Below are 18,881 nucleotides of genomic sequence, written 5' to 3' on the forward strand. Positions count from 1 at the left end.
AACGTCTTCGGGAGGTCACCGGCGTGCGAGGCGTCTGACGCTATCGCCGTCGGGAAGGGTCAGGGCAGGGTTCCACCCGCGTCGCGCAGGGCGTCGCGCATCGGTGCCGCACCGAACAGCTGCTGTTTATCGGCGAGTTGGGCACGGGCGCGCTGTGCGGCCGCTTGCCTCTGCTGATCGTCCTCCTGCTGGTGGACGGCCGCTTCGGCGTTTGCGGCGGCGATCACGCGGGCGGGGTCGGGTTCCGGGGCCGCGGCGTCGTAGGCGCCCGGGATCGTGAGGGCGAAACGGCGCAGCAGCCGCCAGGCCGCGTCGGGGGCCGGATGCCCCGCGGTGGTGAGCCGCTGGATCTGCTCGGCGGTTCCCACCGCGTGGGTGAGGAAGTCGGCACGCGGGCTGAGCGGGCCGATGATCCGCCGCTCCACGGGCCAGGTGGACAGGGTCAGGAGTCCGCGTGCGGGGACGAGACGGTCGTGGGTCAGCGCCGCGCAGATGTAGTACGGGCGGGCATAGCCCTGTGCGGTGAAGGAGCGCTCCTCGTCGCGGCGCAGGGACGCGAGTTTGGTGGCGACCAGCGACTCGGTGAAGAACGCCTCGTACGTGGACGAGATGAGCTTCGGGGCGGCAGGGGCGCCCAGCAGGGTGAGTGCCTGGTGGACCTGTTCGCGGATCGGGATGGAGCCGTGCGTCGGGCGCTCCGTGCGGCGTGGTGCGCCTGTGGTTGCCGACGTCTGCGGGGCCGGGGGCTCGGCCGGGAGTGCCTCGCCGTCCGGTTCCGCCTCGGTCTCGAGGGCGTGCTCCCAGGCGGCCTCGGCTTCGCGCAGCGCGCGACGGATGCGCACGGTTTCGGCCTTGTCCCGTGCGCGCACGGCACCGCGCAGCTCGGTGCGCAGGTGGGACAGGCGCTGCTCGAGTTCCTCCAGTGATGCCGCCATGCGGGGCAGCTTAGCGCAGCAACCAACCTATGCCAAGAACTTCCAATGAGTTCCAAGATTACCTGCTACGGTCGCATGCGGCGGCGCACCCGGCCGGACCGAAGGGTGCCGTCTGTTCCGAGACAAGGGGGAGGCAATGAGTCACGACACGACGGCATGGCACAAGCCACACTGGCTGACCGGGAACGACGGCCTCATGCGCGTGGGGCCCGGTACGGGTGGGAGCGAGGAGCACACCTGCCCCTCGCACGCCGCGGCCAAGGCCCGGCCCGGTCTGTGGCCGGCCCGGCCTCTCCGGCTTCCGAAGCCGGAGCTCGAGACGTTCACCCTCGGGCCGGTGATGGACGCCGTCGACCGGGTCGAGTTCCACGGTGAGACACCCGACCAGGCCCTGGCGGGGCTGCGCTCCCGCACCCCCGCGCTCCACCCCGGTCACCTGACGTATGCCGAGCACGCCCTCCGTACGTACATAGAAGCGTGCACCGGCGACGGTGAGCAGCGGCTGCAGCCGGTCCGCCCGTACTGGGTGGCCCAGCGAGAGAACGGCAAGTTCTGGGAGATGTACGCCTGGTGGCGCAGGTACGAGTCGGCCGACGGACGACTGCGCGAGTACCGGCGGCTGCGGCACGGCGAGGCCAAGGACTCCGAGCCCGGCGAGATCGCCATCGCCGTGTACGTGGCCGTTCACGGGCGCCAGGCGGCCTGGCCGCGGAAGTGGGCGCGCGCGTTCCAGCCGTACGGACCCACTGCCCGGCCCGAGCGGGTGCGTATCGTCGAAGTCGGGCTCGCCGACGGACAACCGCGCGTGCAGTTCGACGGGACGGCCGAGGACGCCGAGGCGTACTACGCCGAGCACGGGCACGCGCACGTGGCCCGTGTCGTGGCGGGCGGCAGGCCGGTACCCGGCTCATCCTGCGTCGACTGCAAGCAGTTCACGGGCTGCGAGGCCGTGCCGCGCAGGCCCGGCGTCCTCGGCCTTCCCTCGCGGATGGCACCACTGAGGAAGGTGTCGGTCAGCGATCTGCGCTATCACGCGGCCTGCCCCGCACAGGGATTCCTCCGTGCCTTGCACCTGCCCAAGTCCGACGAGTACGGCAGTGCTGCCAGGCTCGGCCAGGCGGTGCACGGCTGGATCGAAAAGCTGCACCGGCGCCCGGGATGGCCGCCGTGCGCGGCCGGCGACATGCCCCCGGAGGGCGAGAACTGGACAGAGGGACGCTGGCGGGTCTCCGACGAGGACGCCGCGACCGGTCGGGACATGCTGGTCCACCACGTCGACGCCTGTCCCTTCCAGGACGCCGCCCTTATCCAGCGGGTCGAGCCCGAAGCCCTCCGAGTCGTCCACGACACCGCGGCGCAGGCCGTCGTCATCGCCAAACCCGACCTGCTCTACCAGGAGGACGGCTCGTGGGTGTGGCGGGAGCTCAAGACGACACGGAAGCGGCGCCGTCACCACGAGGACCCTCTCGATACCTACCCTCAACTCGCCCTGGCGGTCACGCTCCTGGCGCAGGGCGCGCTGGGCGGCGATCCGGACGGTTCACGCGTCGAGGTGGAGATCCTCCGGCCGGACGGTTCCGAGCCGCACGTGATCGACCCGACGGACCCCGGCCGGCAGCGGAAGGCGCTGTCGGTTCTACAGCGGTACGCCGGTCCGTGGCGGGAGGACGAGACATGGGACGCCCGCCCCGGACCGCATTGCCGGTCCTGTCCGGTATCACGGTGGTGTCCGAGCGCCGCGCCCGACAGCGCCGTCGCGGGAGAGGGGGAGGCGTGACCACGACCGGCATGAGGGACGCACGGTCCGAGGACGCCGTCGGCACGGACGAGGGGTTGCTCCGACAGATCGCCAGCGCCCTGGCGTGCCTGTCCCGGCAGAGGACCGTACCCAACCCGGTCTACCCGGCGAAGGTGCAGAACGCGTACAACCGACTCGTCCTGCACTGCCTGCGCCGGGGCGAGGCACCGCCGGGCAGTGTGCCGCAGATGGTCCGCTGGGCTTGTGAACGGCCGCTGACTGAGTGGCCGTTGGAGCTGCCGCCCGACAACTTTCCCGGAGCGGCCCTGCTCGTCGATCCGGAGACCCGGCTGCCGCACCAGCTGTGTCTGGAGTGGGAGGTGAGCGCGGCCGACCCGGCCGCCGAGCTCTTCGAGAACGAACGCATCCGGGAAGCACTCGCCGTGTGCCGCGCGGCCAAGGCCCCGCAGGCGTACACCGCGTTTCGGGCTCTGCTCACCTCCAGGCCCGTGCTGACCGGCGCCGAGCTGGCGCTGCTCGGCGGCGATCCCGACTGCGGGATGCTGCTGCACGACGTGATCAAGCGCTGCTACGAGCCCGTGCCCGCCTCCTACCTGCGGCGCGGCACGTACCGGCAGTGCGCTCGCTGCCGCTGCCTGATGGTGCCGCTGCTGCACGGCGGCCACCGATGTGAACTGGACCGGTGCCGCCGCGACGGCACCTCGGACGAAGGCACGCCGCTTCCTGCCGACAAAGGCGGGGTCTTCCAGCTCAGCCGCCCCCTGCGGATGTTCATCACCAGCCCCGGGCTCGCGGAGACCGATCTGCAAGCCGCCCTGGAGAAGAAGTTCGGAATCACCGCCGAGATGTGGCCCAACTACGACGCGTACGACCTGCGCGTCCCCCTGCCGGGGCGACAGCACTGGGCGGTGGACGTCAAGGACCGTGTGAACCCCGTTCTCCTGGCGCGCTCCCTCACGCCGTTCAGGAACGAGCCGCCGTACGACCGGGCGTTCCTCGTCGTGCCCCGCTACCGCTTCCGCGACAACGAGGCGTATGGGCGGCAGTTCCGCCGCAACCTGCCGGAGGACCTGGCCGATCGGGTCACCCTGCTGGACGACCGGGCCTTCCTGCGGCTGGTCGCCGATGAGATCTCCACCCCACGTGGCAAGGCGGGGGACCCGCGTACCGAAGGAGGACGCCGTGCGTGACCGCAGAGGATGGCACCGGCGCTGCTCGCCGCAGCAGCTCACCGAGGTGTGGCCGGCGAACCTCGGCAGCTTCCGCCCCGGCGACCTTCTCGACGTCGAACTGGGCCTGTACCTCGTGGAGGACGTGACCCCCACCCGCACGGCCGCCGATGTCTGGCCGCTGCTGGGCGGTTACCCGTACAGCGAGGTGTTCGGAGACGTCCGCACCGACGAACAGCGGCTGCGCGTTCTGCGCGCCCGCCACTATCTGTGGGACATGCGGCGACGGCACGCCTGGTCGGAGGCGCTGACCGACTACCTGAAGGTCCCCCAGCACCTGCGCGGATACGACATCGACGGACCCGGCTCCGTACCGAGCCGTCGCGAGCCGTCGCGCGCCGCACGCCGTTTCGAGATCTTCGAAGAACTGCTCAGCACCGCTCCGCGGTTCGCGACGCGGTCCATTCCGTTCGCCGAGGAGGGAGAGCACACCTTCCGGGTGCAGGACCGTACCCACTCCGTGGTGTTCGACGATGAACTGCTGACGGACACCCTGCCGCGCGCCCACGCGCTTGACGCACCACTGGCCGGGCGTGGAGAGCCCGTCGACGTCACCTGGGAAGAGCTCGAGAAGGCCGCCGACGAGATGGACGCCCTCGAGGCGTCGGCACCGGAGGGGGCGCGCAACGGCTGGGCCGGGCGGCTCCGGCGGGTGAAACTGCTCGTGCGCGACGCGGAACTCGGCCGCTTCACCGAACAGGGACGGCTGAGGATCGACCGGCTGCTGCACCTCGTGGGGATGGTGGGAGCCGGCAAGTCCACCCTCCGGGACATCCTGACCTACCACCTCGTGACCCGGACACCCCGCCGGGTCACCATCGTCGTCGGCGATGTGGCCGAGACACTCGCGGTGGTCGAGCAGTTCGACCGGCTTGGTGTGCGGGCTGCGCCGATCCTCGGGCACTCCACCAGGGAGCGCAACATCAACCGGCTGCACCGCCGCACCGCCACGGCCGGCGCCGCCACCATGCTCGGGCACGACCACGCGGGCTTCGCCTACCTCAGTAGCGCCTGCCCCGTCGACGTGCTGCGCGGCTTGGAGGCCCGCCGCCCGCTCGGCGTCCGTGAAGCACCGTGCATCACGCTGTACACCGCCCCCGAGCAGGAGGTCACGGACGGCGATCCCCTCCTCGATGACGAGAACAGCACGCAGCGCGACGCACGAGGTCCGAAGCCGCAGCGGAGACTGTGCCCGTTGTGGAACCGCTGTCCGCGCCACCGCGGGGCTCGTGATCTGGTCGACGCACAGGTGTGGGTCGCCACCCCGGCCGGTCTGGTGCACAGCTCCGTCCCGCTGCACCAGCACCAGGAACAGCTCCGGTACCTCGAACTCGCATGCCGGCTCAGCGACCTGATCATCGTCGACGAGGCCGACCGGGTGCAGATGCAGCTCGACACGGCCTTTGCGCCGGCCAGCACTCTGGTGGGCAAGGCCCCGAACTCCTGGTTCGACGAGGTCGCCGTCCACAAGTTCCAGCAGATGGCCCGGGACGGCCGACTTCAGCTGTCCGCCCGTGACGTCGACGACTGGACCAACGCCGTCAACACGGTCAGCGCCGCCACCGACCGCCTCTTCGCCCTGCTCGTCAAGGACGACAAGCTCAGGCGGTGGATCAGCGTCGACTACTTCAGTGCCTTCACCCTCCACAACCTGCTGCTGGACAGCTGGTTCCCGGGGCGGAAGGAGGGCGAACGCCCGCCTGCGGCGGCCCGGACGCTGGACGGTGCGCTCGGCCGGTTCCGCGACGACCCGCTGCACGAGCAACAGAGCACGGGAGACGACGATGAAGTGACACCCTTGGTGAACACCTTCGTCCACCTCGCCCTGGAACTCCTGCACGCGCCCCAGGGAGCACGGACGCGTGAGAGGCTGCGCGACACCCTCACCGACATCGTCGGAGACGACAGCACGGTGCTCGCGGACGCCGACCTCCAGGCCCGGCGCTTCGAGTTCACCTTGCTCCTTTCCGCTCTGCACAGCCGCCTCGACTTCATGACCACGCTGTGGCCGCGCGTCGAGGCCGCCCTCAATCTCGAGAGCGCCTCGAACGTGCTCTCCCGCAGGCCCCCCAAGGACTACGAGGCGGTCATCCCCGAGTCGCCCATGGGTAACGTGCTCGGCTTCCAGTTCCGCCACGACGACCGTGAGCGCGAGGGTGACCGCAGCGGTGAACTCCGCTTCTTCCACTGCAACGGCGTGGGCCGCGAACTGCTCATGCGGCTCGGTGACCTGTGCGCCGTGGACGGCCGCCGGGGCCCGCACGTCCTGCTCATGTCCGCAACGAGCTGGGCGGGCACGTCGAGCAGGTACCACGTGCACGCCGACGTCGGTGCCGTTCTGCGTCCTCACGACGATGAAGTCGAAGCCGTCCTGGGCAGCGAGTTCCGCAAGGAGTTCTTGTACTGGCCCGGAAACGACCGGCCCAAGCCGCTGCGCCTGTCCGGCTGCGACCCCGAAGAACGGCCACAGGCCCTTCTGCACATGCTGCACCAGCTCGCGGTGCCCGACCGGAGTCTGCCCGACGCCGAGAGCATGCTGGACGCCGAGCTGAAGGAGATCGACGATCCGGACCGCCGCCGCATCCTGTTGCTCGTCGGCAGCTACGACGAGGCACGTCGGGCCGCCGAGTACCTCAACCAGATCCCCGAGTGGAACGGCCGCGTCACCCGACTCGTGTCCGACGACGCGGACTCCGACACCGCCTGGACCCGGCTGCCGGAGGACGCCGCCGCACGGACACTGCCCCGCGGTGACGTGAAGGCTTTCCCCTCGGTCGGCGGCGACATTCTCGTCGCGCCGCTGCTCGCCGTGGAGCGGGGACACAACATCGTCCTGCGCGATGGCAAGGCGGCCATCGGCACGGTCTATTTCCTGGCACGCCCACACCCTCGGCCCGACGACATCGCGCTCGCCATCCAGTCCATCAACGACTGGGCCGTACGCCAACTCCGGGATGCTGACGGATCCTTCAGGCAGAACGCGCTCGCCGCCACCACCCCCGACCAGGCGGCTGTGGCGTTCCGCAGCCGCGCACGCCGTCAGTGGAACCGCTTCCTCACCCGGCGGCTGGCCTGGTCCAGCCTGCGGGACGAGGAGAAGACGGCGTTCACCTGGGACCAGCTCGTCGTCATGTGGCAGGTCATCGGTCGTCTGGTGCGCGGCGGCGTGCCGGCCCGGGTGGTCTTCGTCGACGCGGCTTTCTCTCCCAGAGAAGCCGGATTCCAGGACACGGACACCCCCGACACCAGCCTGCTGGCGAGCATGCGTGAGGTGCTCGCCCCCTTCTTCGAGGACGGGAACACGGCGGAGCGGCACCTTGCCCCGATCGACAAGTCCCTGGTCCGTGAGCTGTACGAACCGCTCTACCGCGCCCTGGTGGACATGGGCTGACGGCATCCGTCACCACACCGCACCCCCGACGTGTTCGCGTCGCGTCCGAAGACTTCACGCCTTGCTCCGAGGAGAACCGACACCATGGCCTACCAGTACAACCGTCCGGCGGCGTACCTGCCCGACCCGGCACGGGGATCCTTCGTCGTCCCGATGCACACGCTCTCCCTGCCCGCCCGCTGGGAGGAACCACTCCTGCGCATCTACCACGGCGGAATGACAGAGGGGCAGGCCGAGCGACGGCGCCGCGTACCCACAGCGGCTGTCAACCAGCTGATGCGCGCCACCGCGCCGGACATCGTCACGGTCGACTCCACGGCACAATTCGGTTCGGAGAACCCCTGGCTGTACTGCCAGGACGCGTACCCGATGGCGGTGACGAACCTCTACATCGCCACCTGGCTCAAGAGCCTCCCGCGCGATGCCGGCGATCCCGAGACCGCGGCCCTGCTGATGAACTGCTTTCGTGACCTCGACACCGCGGCTCTCAGCTGGCGGCCCGGCAGGGTCGACCTCCTCGAGCAGAAGGTGTCGCCCGGAGGAACCGCTCTGCCCGCGCCCCACGTGTACCGGTTGCTTCCCGACGTCCTCGCCGAAAGGATCGCGCGCCAGGGACCGTACGAACACCACGGGCAGCAGCTGTCGTTCCGACAGGTCGCCGGCCGCACGGGGGCCAGGGGGCAGGGAAGTGGGGGCGCCGAGCTGATGTCGAACGTGATCGAGTACGTACCCAGGCGGCGCGGTGGCGGCGACGGCAAGCCGGCCTACTACGCGGCGACCCTCCGCGTCACCGTGCGCACCGTTCCCTTCTCACCCGTCCCGCGCGTCCACGTGGCCGCCGGCGTGCGTCGGTTCGTCACCGGCAAGGTCTACATGCCGTACGGCAAGGGCGTGTCCGCGTACCTGCTCCCGGACGACTCCCTCGTCCACGACGGCCCGCAGCCGCAGCGTTTCGCCGTCGCCATGCTGGAGTGGAAGAACGGCACCACGGACTGGCGTCAGGGCGGAGCAGAAGGAATGCTCGCCGGGATCAGCGCACTCGACGCACTGCCGTCCCCGGACCGGCTGGTGAAGGAGGCCGACCACTGGATCCACGGCCGGGACGGCATCCGGATCGCGATCGGGCACCAGGCGGCTATGGGCAGGCACACGATCGGCACCGGACTGATGCCCAGTGAACGCCGACGGCTGATCGAGTGGGCGGAGCAGGCGATCGCTCCCGAGTTCGTCTCCGTTCCGAAGCTCGAGCGCAGTGCGTACGCGCGGCCGCCCAAGAAGCAGCTCAAGAAGCTGCCGTCCATTCCCAAGAACATGGAAAAGAAGGATCCCGAAGAGCGCGCGGTCATCCTGGACCAGCGTGAGCTGAACGCGGCCCACAACGCTCAGGTTCTGCGGGCACGCCTGGCCGAAGCCCTCGAAGGGGAAGACCTCACCGCGGTCGTGTTCCACCAGAACGATGCCATCCGCGATCAGATGATCGCAGCGGCGGAGATGGGGCTGGGGCTGGCCGGGCACCGGCACGCGCAGGGCCCCGATACCTGGGTGTGGGAGGCGGATGAGCTGACCGTCCGGCTGCACGCGCGGCCCCTGGGCGCTCTCGGCGCACCGCTGGGAGGCGACAGCGTGCCGCGCCGGGGGCAGGAACACGACAAGGCCATCGAGGAGCGCCGTATCGGTGTCGCGCGGGCCATGGCCGCCCTGCGGGAAGCCGTCCCCGGGGTGCGGCTGGCCTTCGTGGAGCTCGACGGGCAGGATGCTTTCCGCCAAGCCAAGCGACGGACCGACCCCAAGCACGCGATCCGCCTCGGCTGCGCGGACGCAGGCCTGGTGACCCAGTTCATCCGTCCACCGGACCCGGATGCGGGGACGGAGGAGGCTCTCGCCGATGCAGGGCTGCGTGCCGCCGCGGCCTGGTCGGACGGCCTGCGCCAGACCGGTATGCGGCTGGTGCCTCAGCACACGCTCGGTGACACGCTCATCCCCGCGAACCTGAACCAGGTGGCCTTTCACCTCGTGGAACGCCGCCTTGACGGGCCCACGGGCAAGCAGCAGTTCACGCCCATCGCGGTGCTCATCCGGCCGGGCGCGAAGTGCGTGCTGGGCAAGTCGGCCGACATGCACGAATGGGTGCCGTACCCCGAACTCCTCAAGTCGCTGACAGGACGGGTCGAAGGCAGGAAGAACAGCGCTGAGCAGTCGGCCCTCACGGCGGCCTTCGTCAAGAAGACCCTCGCGCAACTGCGCAGTACCCCGACGCTCGTTCTGGCCCATGCTCAGGACGTCCGGAAGCGCTGGCCCTGGCTGAGGAACGACGGTCTGGAACGGGACAGGCTCGGCCTCGACGGAGGTCCCGTTCAGCGGATCGGTCTGTACGGCAAGCAGCTTCGTGTCGTCCGGATCGCCGACGGCAGCCGGGACGAGACGGCACAGTGCTGGGCCGAGGCGGAGGAACTCTCTCCCGAGTTGGAGGGCAAGCAGAGCGGGGGCATCGCGATGGGGCTGTGGCGGCCCGGGGTGCGGGGAGACTCGGACCGCGTCTTCTACAGCACTACCGGCAAGTCCGGCACGCAGACGAAGCTCACCAACGACGACGCCAAACTGACTCCGCACACCAATGCCTCGGGCAACAACGCCTACCGGCCGACGGTGAACGCCTGGAACCCGGATCTTCTGGAACTGACCGTCGCGTGCCTTCAGCCCGGTGACGACGCGGAGGCATGGGCCGCATTCGTCCACCAGCAGCGTTTCAGCGAGGACTACCGTGCTGGTCGCGAGGGGTTGGCTCTGCCCTTGATCCTCCATCTTGCGCGACTCGCGGATGATTACGCTCTGCCTCACGAGATCGAGGAGGCCTTGGACCCGACGGAACCCCAGGCTGCGGCCGCGCCGGACGACGCTCTGTCGGGCCAGCTGGCCTTCGACTTCGACGACGCGGATGACGACGAGTGACCTACATGTTTCCGGCGCACGGGCCGGTCACCTCATCCCCGTGAGCCGGTTGCCTGGTCTGCAGGAAGCCCTAGCACCACAACGGCCCCCAGCGAGATCATGGAGGAGTCGCCCTTCGACCAGGTAGAGGAGGTCAGGATCCCCGTCCACCGCACCTGGAACGCCGGGAGCATCCTCGGCTACCTCTACGCCACCTCCTTCGCAGCGCCCCGTCTCTTCGGCGACCGGCTGCAGGAGTTCGAAACCGCGATCAAGGAGCGGAGCCAGCGCACGGGCAGGGCTGCGGGCATCGTCCAGTGTGCGCTGCCCCGCGGCGGGCGTGGTCGAGGACCGTGCCGTGTTGCGCTCGGCGGCTTCTGCCTCGGTGAACACGGCGAGGGCGACCCAGGCCGTTCCGGGCGACGTGCGCCGAGCGTGCTGGGCGTGACGGACTGCTCACCCATTGGGACCCGCGATACCCCTCGAGATGCACTGAAAGTACTCGTCAGAGCAGTATTCCGCTCTTCGTGTTCCCACGGTGTGGTGGTCGCGAACCAATCGCGATCACCGGGAGGTCCCTGTAGTGACACCGCTTCTTTTCATCGCTGAGCTGTTGCTGCCGTACGTGGTGATGGCCGACCCGTTCGCGCTCTGTGAGGCACGCAATTGCCTACGTCCCGGACGTAGCCGTCACCGCCGCGTCCCACGCGTGCGTCACGCGGCCCGTGGAGGACGGCGATGACCGCGCAACGTGCTCTGGACTGCAACTCGTGCGTGGTGTGGCGCTCGACGAACTGCACCCCCGACGCCTCCGCCCAAGCCCGCACTGCCCTCCGCTGCGCCCTCGTCGAACTCGGATTCGACTGCGAGGTGATCGGCGACGCGGTACTGGCCATGTCCGAGCTCGTCACCAACGCCACCAGGTATGCCGCGGGGCCGTACGAGATGCGGCTGCGTCGCACCGCTACGGAAGTCATCTGCGAAGTCGAGGACCATGACCCGCGGATCCCGGAGATTCCCGCCTTTCCTGCCGAGACCCCGTACGCCCCGTCAGAGGAGAACCGAGGGGGCGGCCTGAGGCGCCGTGCGCATTGCTTTCCGAGCGCGGACGTGGTCTGCGCATCGTCCACGAACTCACCAATGGGGCTTGGGGCTTCTATAGCCGGACGAGCACCAAGATCGTGTGGTTCGCTCTACCTTGCCTTCGTGGTAGGTCCGGCCCGTGATAGCTCTCATGTAATCTCCAATGTGGTGGTTCGAGTTTCGTTTACCCTGTCGTTTCGGGGGCCGTATCCCCCGTCGTCTCTGTGTACGCTCTTGGACGCGACACCCCCACCTGACACAATGGCGCAGCTCAGGTTCATTACGAGCCACTGTCGCACGAGGACGACTGTATATCGGTGGAGCAATGCGTCCCGATCTACTGGTGAACGGCGTCCGGCCTGGAACTCCGAAACTGAGTATCCCTCATAGTTGCTTGCAATGGCTGCCGGTGCAGCTTCCGATGGCACGGAATTGAGGCCGTGATGTTCCAGTGTCCCCACGTCCTTACTGGCGGTCGAGTGAGTCAGGTCTGTTGACTGCGTGAACTCGGTGACTGCCGACACGACCCATCGGAGCGGCCCGGTGAAGTGGAACGGCCTCATCGCACACCACGAGCCAGATCAGATGCAGCGAGAGCGCGTGCCGATCGGTGGAGAGATTAGCTGCGGGCGACCGATCGGGTGGCTGCTGGTTCGCCGACGGCTGGCAGCACGCTCTAGCAATTTCAAATGCACGGTCGGATCGGTGCGCGTGGCGAGAGGGGTCTTCTCCGCTGCGTGGGCGCGTTGCCGCAGGTGGCGTCCGGCGCATGGCAATCTACTGGCATTCCTGGGCTGCCTGACCGCTAACCGGGCCTATAGCGCCCGCGTAAGCGTATTCACGGCGCTTTGACGGGGCGGGCGTTCGCGGTATCCGCACATACCTGTCTCCGATCGAGGTCCAATCCGATCGGTGGCCGACCTCAACCTGGGGGAGTTGCGTACTCGATCGATCGGTCCAAGTCGTGGCAGCGGCTCCACTCCCACAACTCGAAATCATAGGGAGGGATGACGCGGCTCGCTTGCAGAAGCGGCCATCAACGTTAGCTGTCGTGTCGTGCACAACCTTGTCCTACGAGCAGTCGGCAGAGTCGCCTCAGAGAGGCTCAACGCCCTCTGAAGTGGCAGGCTTGACGGGCGCCTCAACGTATGCCTCGCCGATGCGCCTGGCCTTCCTGACGAACTTCCCGAGAATCGAACCAAGAAGATTCTGGTTCTGCCCCAGCCCGCCAACGGGTTCGCAGGTGGCTCGCCACAGGCTCGCTTCCCCTTCTACCTATGAAGAGTTGCTTGTGATCGGCGCTCGGTCAGAGAACCACGGAGGGTTCGAACGGCCGTTGAGATGGTGGCAAATGCGCCGCCCGAAATCTCTATTACGTGACGTCAGCATCAGAAATGGGCTGGGCCCCGTAGCCACCGGAGCGACCGTGAACCACCCCTCACGCCCCCTATCCGACACGCCGGACGGCGGCCTTGACGACACGGCCGAGACGGAGCGTCCATGGACGACGACCGCGAGCGGCACACCGGATAAGCCCTGCTCAGCCGAGGGGCCGCGGGTGGTCGTCGAGTACATCGCTGTTGACGGGGAGGACGCTCAGGCGCTGGTTCAGCGCCAAGGTGCCGCGATCCGCGAGGTGCTGGAGTGGCTCTACACCCACCGCAGCACCCCACCGGAAAGCGGACAGGTCGAAACCAGCCGGCCCTGAGCCTCCCCCGCACATAACCATGGGAGAGGGACACCACATGCCCGCCGCCCCACCCGCCCCCGGTCCTCCTGGGCGCCTCCCGTACCCGGCCGGCCCTGGGCCACCGACGGTATCCCCGACGTCGCGGCGCTTCCGGTGACCGTTCCGGTGGCCTGGCTCGGCCGGACCTCCACGGAGGATGCCCAGGACCCGACACTGTCGCTGCCCCGGCAGCTGCGCAACGCCAGAGCCGCCCTACCGCCCGGCTGGGTCATCGTCGCCCACTTCTACGACGTCGAGTCCGGCCGAAAAGAGCTGCACGAGCGGGGCAACTCCCTGGCTCACCAGAACTTCAAGATTCCTATCCCGCGAGACGGCAGCGTCGCCGATCTGCTCCAAGAGGCCCAGCGCTCCGATCGCCGCTTCGCTGCCGTCATCTGTGAGTCGATCGAACGCGTCGCCCGCCGCACCTACTTCGGTACGAAGATCGAGTACGAGCTGGAGCAAGCCGGAGTCGCCCTGTGCGCTGCCGACGAGCCGATCGTTACCGGCCCCAGGGCCAAGCGCGCCACACCGACCCTCACCCGGCGCGTCAAGCAAGCCGTCTCCGAGTGGTACGTGCTCCAGATGCTCGAGCTGTCCTGGGACGGCTTCATCGAGCACGTCTCCCAGGGCTGGAACGTGGGCAAGCCTCCCTACGGCTACCGGGCGGAGAAGGTGCCCCATCCCGTTCCAGCTCGCCGAGCCGAGGGCCGTACCAAACACCGGCTCATCCCCGACCCGCCGCGGGCCTCAGCGGTCACGTACATCTTCCAGCTCCGCGGGCTGGACAAGCTTGGCTACGACGGCATCGCCGATCGTCTGAACTTGGACCTCGTCGCGTACCCGCCTCCGGAGCCGACCCGCCTTGATGCGGCCCTGGGCCGCTGGAGCGGAGGGGCCGTGCGAGAGATCCTGCGCAACCCCAAGTACACGGGTTACCAGGTCTGGAACCGCCGTGCGACGAAGAAGGGCGGCCGCAACAACGAACCGAAGGACTGGGTGTGGTCTCCACGACCCACCCATGAGCCTCTTGTAACCAAGGAACTGTTCGACGCCGTCTCCACCGTGGGCCGTAAACGCCGGGGATCCCGCACCACCCACGGACCCAACGCTCACCCGGCCACCAAGCGCTCTTACGTCCTGCGGTCGTATGTCTCCTGCGACATCTGTGACCGCCGCATGTTCGGCAAGACCCGCCACCAGATCCCTTACTACGCCTGTCAGCCCGACGCCAACCAACATCGTGATCAGCCGTGGTTTCCCGACCACCCCAAGACCTTGTGGATCCGCGAAGAGATCCTGATCGCGTCTGTCTCCCGCTTCTTCGCCGATCGGATCTTCGGGCCCGACCGGCGCAGCCACCTCACAGCCGCGCTCGAAGCCGATCGATCTGCTGATGACGCCGGCGATCGCATCGCCAAGGAGCGGGCAGCTCTGGAGCGCGCCATCAGTGCCATCGGCCAGCGCCAGGCCCGCCTCATCCGCACTCTCGCCGACGGCTTCGGTGGCGACGACGAGTCCGACGATCTCGATCCGGAGCAGGAGAAGCAGTTCCGTGACGCGATCCGCCGGGAGCACGCCACGCTGGGCGCACAGCGCGAACAGCTCGCCGAGCAACTGGCTCACCTACGAGCGCCGAAACAGGTGGACCGTCCCGCCGACAGCGCGGCCCTACTGGATGCGCTCCCACACCTCGATGTGGACCTTGCCTTGGTCCCGGAGGAGATCCAACGGCGGCTCTACAACGCCTTCGGGCTGGAGGTCCGCTACAGCCGGCCCCGCGAAGAGCTGACCCTGCGGGTGACGATCCCGGGCTGCCTGGTTGACGGACTGGTGTCCGTCACCCGTGAGCTGGAGCCATGGAACAAAAAATCGGGCCCCCGCACCGAAGTGCTGGAACCCGATCATGGCACTCGGGATGGACAAGCCCGGCAAAACCGGCGCATCCATTCCCATCTTTCGAGTGCCCCCGGCAGGATTCGAACCTGCGCACACGGCTCCGGAGTGATTGCGCCGATCACGCCCCACACCCCATCTGACCTGCGCGGGAGCTAACCCGGTGTGCTCTGGCGGCACGCACCGTGTCGGAGCTGTGTCGCACTGGCCAAGCGTCTGGAAGACGTGGTCCATGTTCTCGAGCGCCGATCGGTCGAGCCACACGTCCCGCTGCCACGGTGGTTTAGAGCCAAGGCCGCGGGCACGACGTGGACGCGGTAGTTCGCTATGAGTTGGGCGTCTTCGCTCACGAATCCGAGCCTAGCGACCCCAGCATGAGGAGGTGCCAGCGCTCTCGGGAGCACGGCATTAGGAGTTCGAGCAGCATGCCCTACAGCCGTGCGTGCCCTACACCAGGACGCGTAGCGGTTACACCACACGGATCCTCAGCCCGGTTCCGTCGCTGCCAACTGAGACGGCTTGGTGCTGGGTACCGTTCGCAGCTGCTCCAGACGGAACTGACGCCCACGAACCGCGAAGTTGGTGAGCTCTCCTGAGGTAGGCGCTGACTCTCCCTTCACGAAGACTTTCATACATCCCCTTTTCGACCCCCCTGAAGATTTCTAGAGATGCGCCGTTGGGGAGTGGCATGGAATACTCGACACCGACGAACCGATGCGAATCAATGTTGGACTCGGAACTGACTGTAAACGTCTGCCAGTCCGGAGCCGGGTCGTCTATGGGTAAGCGCTGATAGTCTGCGGTTCTTGGCGTGGCGAATTCTGTTGCAGAAGTGTTGTCGCCCGCAAACCGTAGAACAGAGTGAGCAGCATTTCTTGCGAGGATGCGGAATAGCCACTTTTTCCCGTCCTCCGGTACCTGGAAGATGACAGGAAGCTCGCCCAGGCTTGCCTCGTACTCTGTGTGCGCGGCTTGCAAGTCTGCTTCACTGGACTGAAATTCTTCAGCTCCGAGAAGCTCTCTCTGTCGCGCAAAGAACTGTTCGAAGGTGGGCTTGCCCGATGTCCACTGCCGGGGTCCGGGATGCTCGGATAGCAATGCATCGAACTCTTCAGATTCACCGCCCCACAGGTCGTCGTCTCCAGGCGGGTCGAGTACGTCTATGGAAACGCCTGCCGTGGACAGGCGGGAGGCAACGATGAGGCTCGGCAAGGTTCGAGACCCTACTTCGATGGAACCTATCTGAAGGGAAGCAGTGGCTAACTGCCGTTTCGAATGATATGTGTTCCCGTGGGTTCCCTTGCACTCCAAGACGTACACTTTGCACCCTGATTTGCCACCTCCGGCACGACAGCCGACCAAGAAGTAATCCGGGCGCATTGTTGCCTTATTCTTCTGTCGGACCAGGCCTACCCCTTCGATGAAGCCAGCTTCTAGCGCCACATCTACGTCAACGCTTGAAAAGAGCCACCCGGGATATTTTCGCTCAAGGATCCGTTTGGCCACCACCAGGGCTAAGCCAATGCCGAGTTGTTCTGACTGTGCCACCTTGTGGTGATGTACTATATCTGAACCTGCCGGGGTCAATGTCAAGATCTTTTTTCTGTTGCTCCTAAGAGTGGCGCAGTACCGTACATGCGCCCAGTGGCGGGCTATATCGGCGAAAGGTGAAGCCGTAACGAACGTGGTGGCCAATCCCAATTCGCGCAGCACCTCTGCCGGGCTGGATTCGATTCCGCTAAATAAGTAGAATGGAATTGAATAAACCGGCTTGCGGTAGAGGTAGGAAGTACCGCGTTTCGGTCCGACGCGCTCTCGGGCTTCCTTTTCGACCTCTTCTGCCAGTTCTGGCGTCGAACTGACAACGAGCTTGGCAGGCGTCCCCAGTTCGCGCACTAAGGCACTGAAGTCAAGATGCACGCTTCCCCCCAAGGGCGCAGCACTGCAACTGCTTGAGCAGCTCGACCGTAGATGCGGATGTAGGCAGGCACAAGATGGTCTGCCGCGATCACGGGGCGGCGGACTGGAGCTAGGGGACCCGTCGTGGTGGCTCTTGGCTGCTTCCACCTCGGCCTGGCGAACACGAGGCCACGTGGTTGTCCGCCGCCGTGCGCCGGCGTTGTCACGCAGTTAGACACTCACCGCTGTTGCTCACTACGACCGCGAGTGGTCGGCTGATGAACTTGGCTCGGGATCGTGCAGCGCAGCGAGTTCCCTCAGGTCGTTCGCGACCATGACCTGAGCGAGACGTCCGGCCACGGCCACGACTTCCGGCCAGGATGTTGCCTGCAGGTACTCCGCGTCGGTGTCGTTGGGAGCCTCGGCCGCCGAGGTGTTGAGCGCAACACCGAGCTCTCTCATCAGAATGACCTCTTCCTCAGTTCTCAGGCTGACGCCGAGGTAGCGCTCGGGTTCGTCGGCGTCACAGAAGTCATCGAAGAGCGTGTGGAAGACATGGCCCAGGTTCTCGAACGCCGACGGGTCAAGCCACACGTCCCGCTGCCACGGCGGATTGGCCAGAGCCAGAACCACGGGTACGAGGTGGACTCGGTGGTTCGCTATGAGTCGGGTGTCTTCGCTCACGAGCCGGATCCTAGCGACCGAAGCTTGACGAGGCGTCGGCGTTTCTCTGAGTCATTTGGAGAGAAACACCCCATCTTGCCTGACGTCGGGACTGCTGCATGATCGGGTGACAGCGGGTTTATGCAGCAAGAGCTGCGGGTGGGGTCATGATGGTCTCGTACTCGACGGGGGTCAATCGGCCCAGGCGTCGTTGCCGTCGGCGCCGGTGGTAGGTCCGCTCGATCCAGGTCACGATCGCGATCCGCAACTCCTGGCGGGTGGCCCAGGTACGGCGGTCGAGGACGTTCTTCTGCAGCAGTGCGAAGAAGCTCTCCATCGCGGCGTTGTCGCCGGCGGCCCCGACCCGGCCCATCGAACCGACCAGGCCATGCCGGTTGAGTACGGCGGCGACCTTGCGGGACCGGAATTGCGAACCGCGGTCGGAGTGCACGATGCACCCCGCGACGGGGCCGCGGCGGACGACGGCGGACTCCAGCGCTCTCACCGCGAGGCGGGACTGCATCCTGGCGTCGATGGAATAGCCCACGATACGGCCCGAGAAAGCGTCCTTGACGGCGCACAGATACAGCTTGCCCTCGATGGTTGCGTGCTCGGTGATGTCCGTGAGCCACAGCCGGTTCGGCCCGTCCGCGGTGAAGTCCCGCCGCACCAGGTCATCGTGGACCGGCGGCCCGGCCTTGGCGTTCTTCCCGCGGCCCCTGCGCTTGCCGAAGGCGCTCCACCAGCCGTTGTCCCGGCAGATCCGCCAGGCGGTCCGCTCGGCCATCGCCTCACCGGCGACGCGCGCTTCGTCGAGAAGGAAGCGGTGGCCGAACTCGGGATCGTCGCGGTGCGCGTCGAACAAGGCGTTGGCCCGGTATGCCTCGGCCAATTCGGCGTCGGTGACCGGCCGGTCCAGCCACCGGTAGTAGGGCTGGCGGGCCAGCCCGAGCACCCGGCACGTCACCGCCACCGGCACCCGGCAAGGGGCATCGGCAGCGGCCAGCTCGCGGACGAGCGGGTACATCATTTTGCCGGCAGGTTCGCCTGCGACAGATACGCCGCCGCCCTCCTGAGCACCTCGTTCTCCTGCTCCAGCAGCCGGATCCGTTTGCGTGCCTCGCGCAGCTCGGCCGACTCATCCGATGCCGTTGCGGGCCTGGCGCCCTCGTCGGTGTCGGCGCGGCGCAGCCACTTCGAGAGCGTGATCGGGTGGACGCCGAAGTCGGCGGCGATCTGTTCCAGCGTGACGCCGGGCTCGCGGTTGCGCGCGACTCGCACGACGTCCTCGCGGAACTCCTTGGGATACGGCTTGGGAACTGCGACATCCTTCCAGGCCGCCTCTCAGCAAGCCAGGTCAGGTGTCACC

At 67.4% G+C, this 18,881-nt stretch carries 11 protein-coding genes; 7 read left to right on the top strand and 4 right to left on the bottom strand.

Features of this window, described 5'->3' with window-relative positions:
* Positions 1-59 precede the first annotated feature (59 nt).
* Entirely contained in the window at positions 60-935 is an 876-nt protein-coding gene (locus ACSMXV_RS28350) for a hypothetical protein (RefSeq protein ID WP_473174033.1), read from the bottom strand.
* A 136-nt stretch (positions 936-1,071) separates the two neighbouring features.
* Here ACSMXV_RS28350 and ACSMXV_RS28355 point away from each other — a divergent pair, with 136 nt between their 5' ends.
* The 7 genes from ACSMXV_RS28355 to ACSMXV_RS28385 all read left to right on the top strand — a co-directional run bounded on the left by ACSMXV_RS28355 (position 1,072) and on the right by ACSMXV_RS28385 (position 15,109).
* Entirely contained in the window at positions 1,072-2,712 is a 1,641-nt protein-coding gene (locus ACSMXV_RS28355) for a PD-(D/E)XK nuclease family protein (RefSeq protein WP_473174034.1), read from the top strand.
* Complete coding sequence (locus ACSMXV_RS28360) at positions 2,709-3,884, top strand: pPIWI_RE_Y domain-containing protein (RefSeq protein WP_473174035.1); 1,176 nt, start codon at positions 2,709-2,711, stop codon at positions 3,882-3,884. The genes ACSMXV_RS28355 and ACSMXV_RS28360 overlap by 4 nt, the downstream gene beginning before the upstream one ends.
* A complete protein-coding gene (locus ACSMXV_RS28365; protein ID WP_473174036.1) occupies positions 3,877-7,314 on the top strand; it encodes a pPIWI_RE_Z domain-containing protein in 3,438 nt (1,145 codons plus the stop codon). The genes ACSMXV_RS28360 and ACSMXV_RS28365 overlap by 8 nt, the downstream gene beginning before the upstream one ends.
* Before the next feature lie 84 nt (positions 7,315-7,398).
* Complete coding sequence (locus ACSMXV_RS28370) at positions 7,399-10,263, top strand: pPIWI_RE module domain-containing protein (RefSeq protein WP_473174037.1); 2,865 nt, start codon at positions 7,399-7,401, stop codon at positions 10,261-10,263.
* Positions 10,264-10,980: 717 nt separating this feature from the next.
* The gene (locus tag ACSMXV_RS28375; RefSeq protein ID WP_473174038.1) at positions 10,981-11,715 is read left to right on the top strand and encodes an ATP-binding protein; all 735 of its coding nucleotides are present in this window, start codon (positions 10,981-10,983) and stop codon (positions 11,713-11,715) included.
* Between the two features lie 1,168 nt (positions 11,716-12,883).
* Positions 12,884-13,033, top strand: a complete 150-nt coding sequence (locus ACSMXV_RS28380; protein WP_473174039.1) for a hypothetical protein — start codon at positions 12,884-12,886, stop codon at positions 13,031-13,033.
* 135 nt (positions 13,034-13,168) lie between these two features.
* On the top strand, positions 13,169-15,109 hold the full coding sequence (locus tag ACSMXV_RS28385; protein ID WP_473174040.1) for a recombinase family protein: 1,941 nt from the start codon (positions 13,169-13,171) through the stop codon (positions 15,107-15,109).
* A gap of 309 nt (positions 15,110-15,418) precedes the next feature.
* Here the strand turns inward: ACSMXV_RS28385 and ACSMXV_RS28390 are convergent, their stop codons facing one another.
* The 3 genes from ACSMXV_RS28390 to ACSMXV_RS28400 form a co-directional block, all read right to left on the bottom strand.
* Complete coding sequence (locus ACSMXV_RS28390; protein WP_473174041.1) at positions 15,419-16,870, bottom strand: hypothetical protein; 1,452 nt, start codon at positions 16,868-16,870, stop codon at positions 15,419-15,421.
* Positions 16,871-17,104: 234 nt separating this feature from the next.
* A complete protein-coding gene (locus ACSMXV_RS28395) occupies positions 17,105-17,533 on the bottom strand; it encodes an SCO4402 family protein (protein ID WP_473174042.1) in 429 nt (142 codons plus the stop codon).
* Between the two features lie 118 nt (positions 17,534-17,651).
* Positions 17,652-18,793 (bottom strand): IS3 family transposase gene (locus ACSMXV_RS28400; RefSeq protein WP_473174043.1). Its coding sequence is split into 2 segments (ribosomal slippage): positions 17,652-18,545 and positions 18,548-18,793, totalling 1,140 coding nucleotides; the frame shifts between segments, so codons are not numbered across the junction.
* Positions 18,794-18,881: the final 88 nt, after the last annotated feature.

Source organism: Streptomyces sp. DSM 42067 (genome assembly GCF_055792885.1).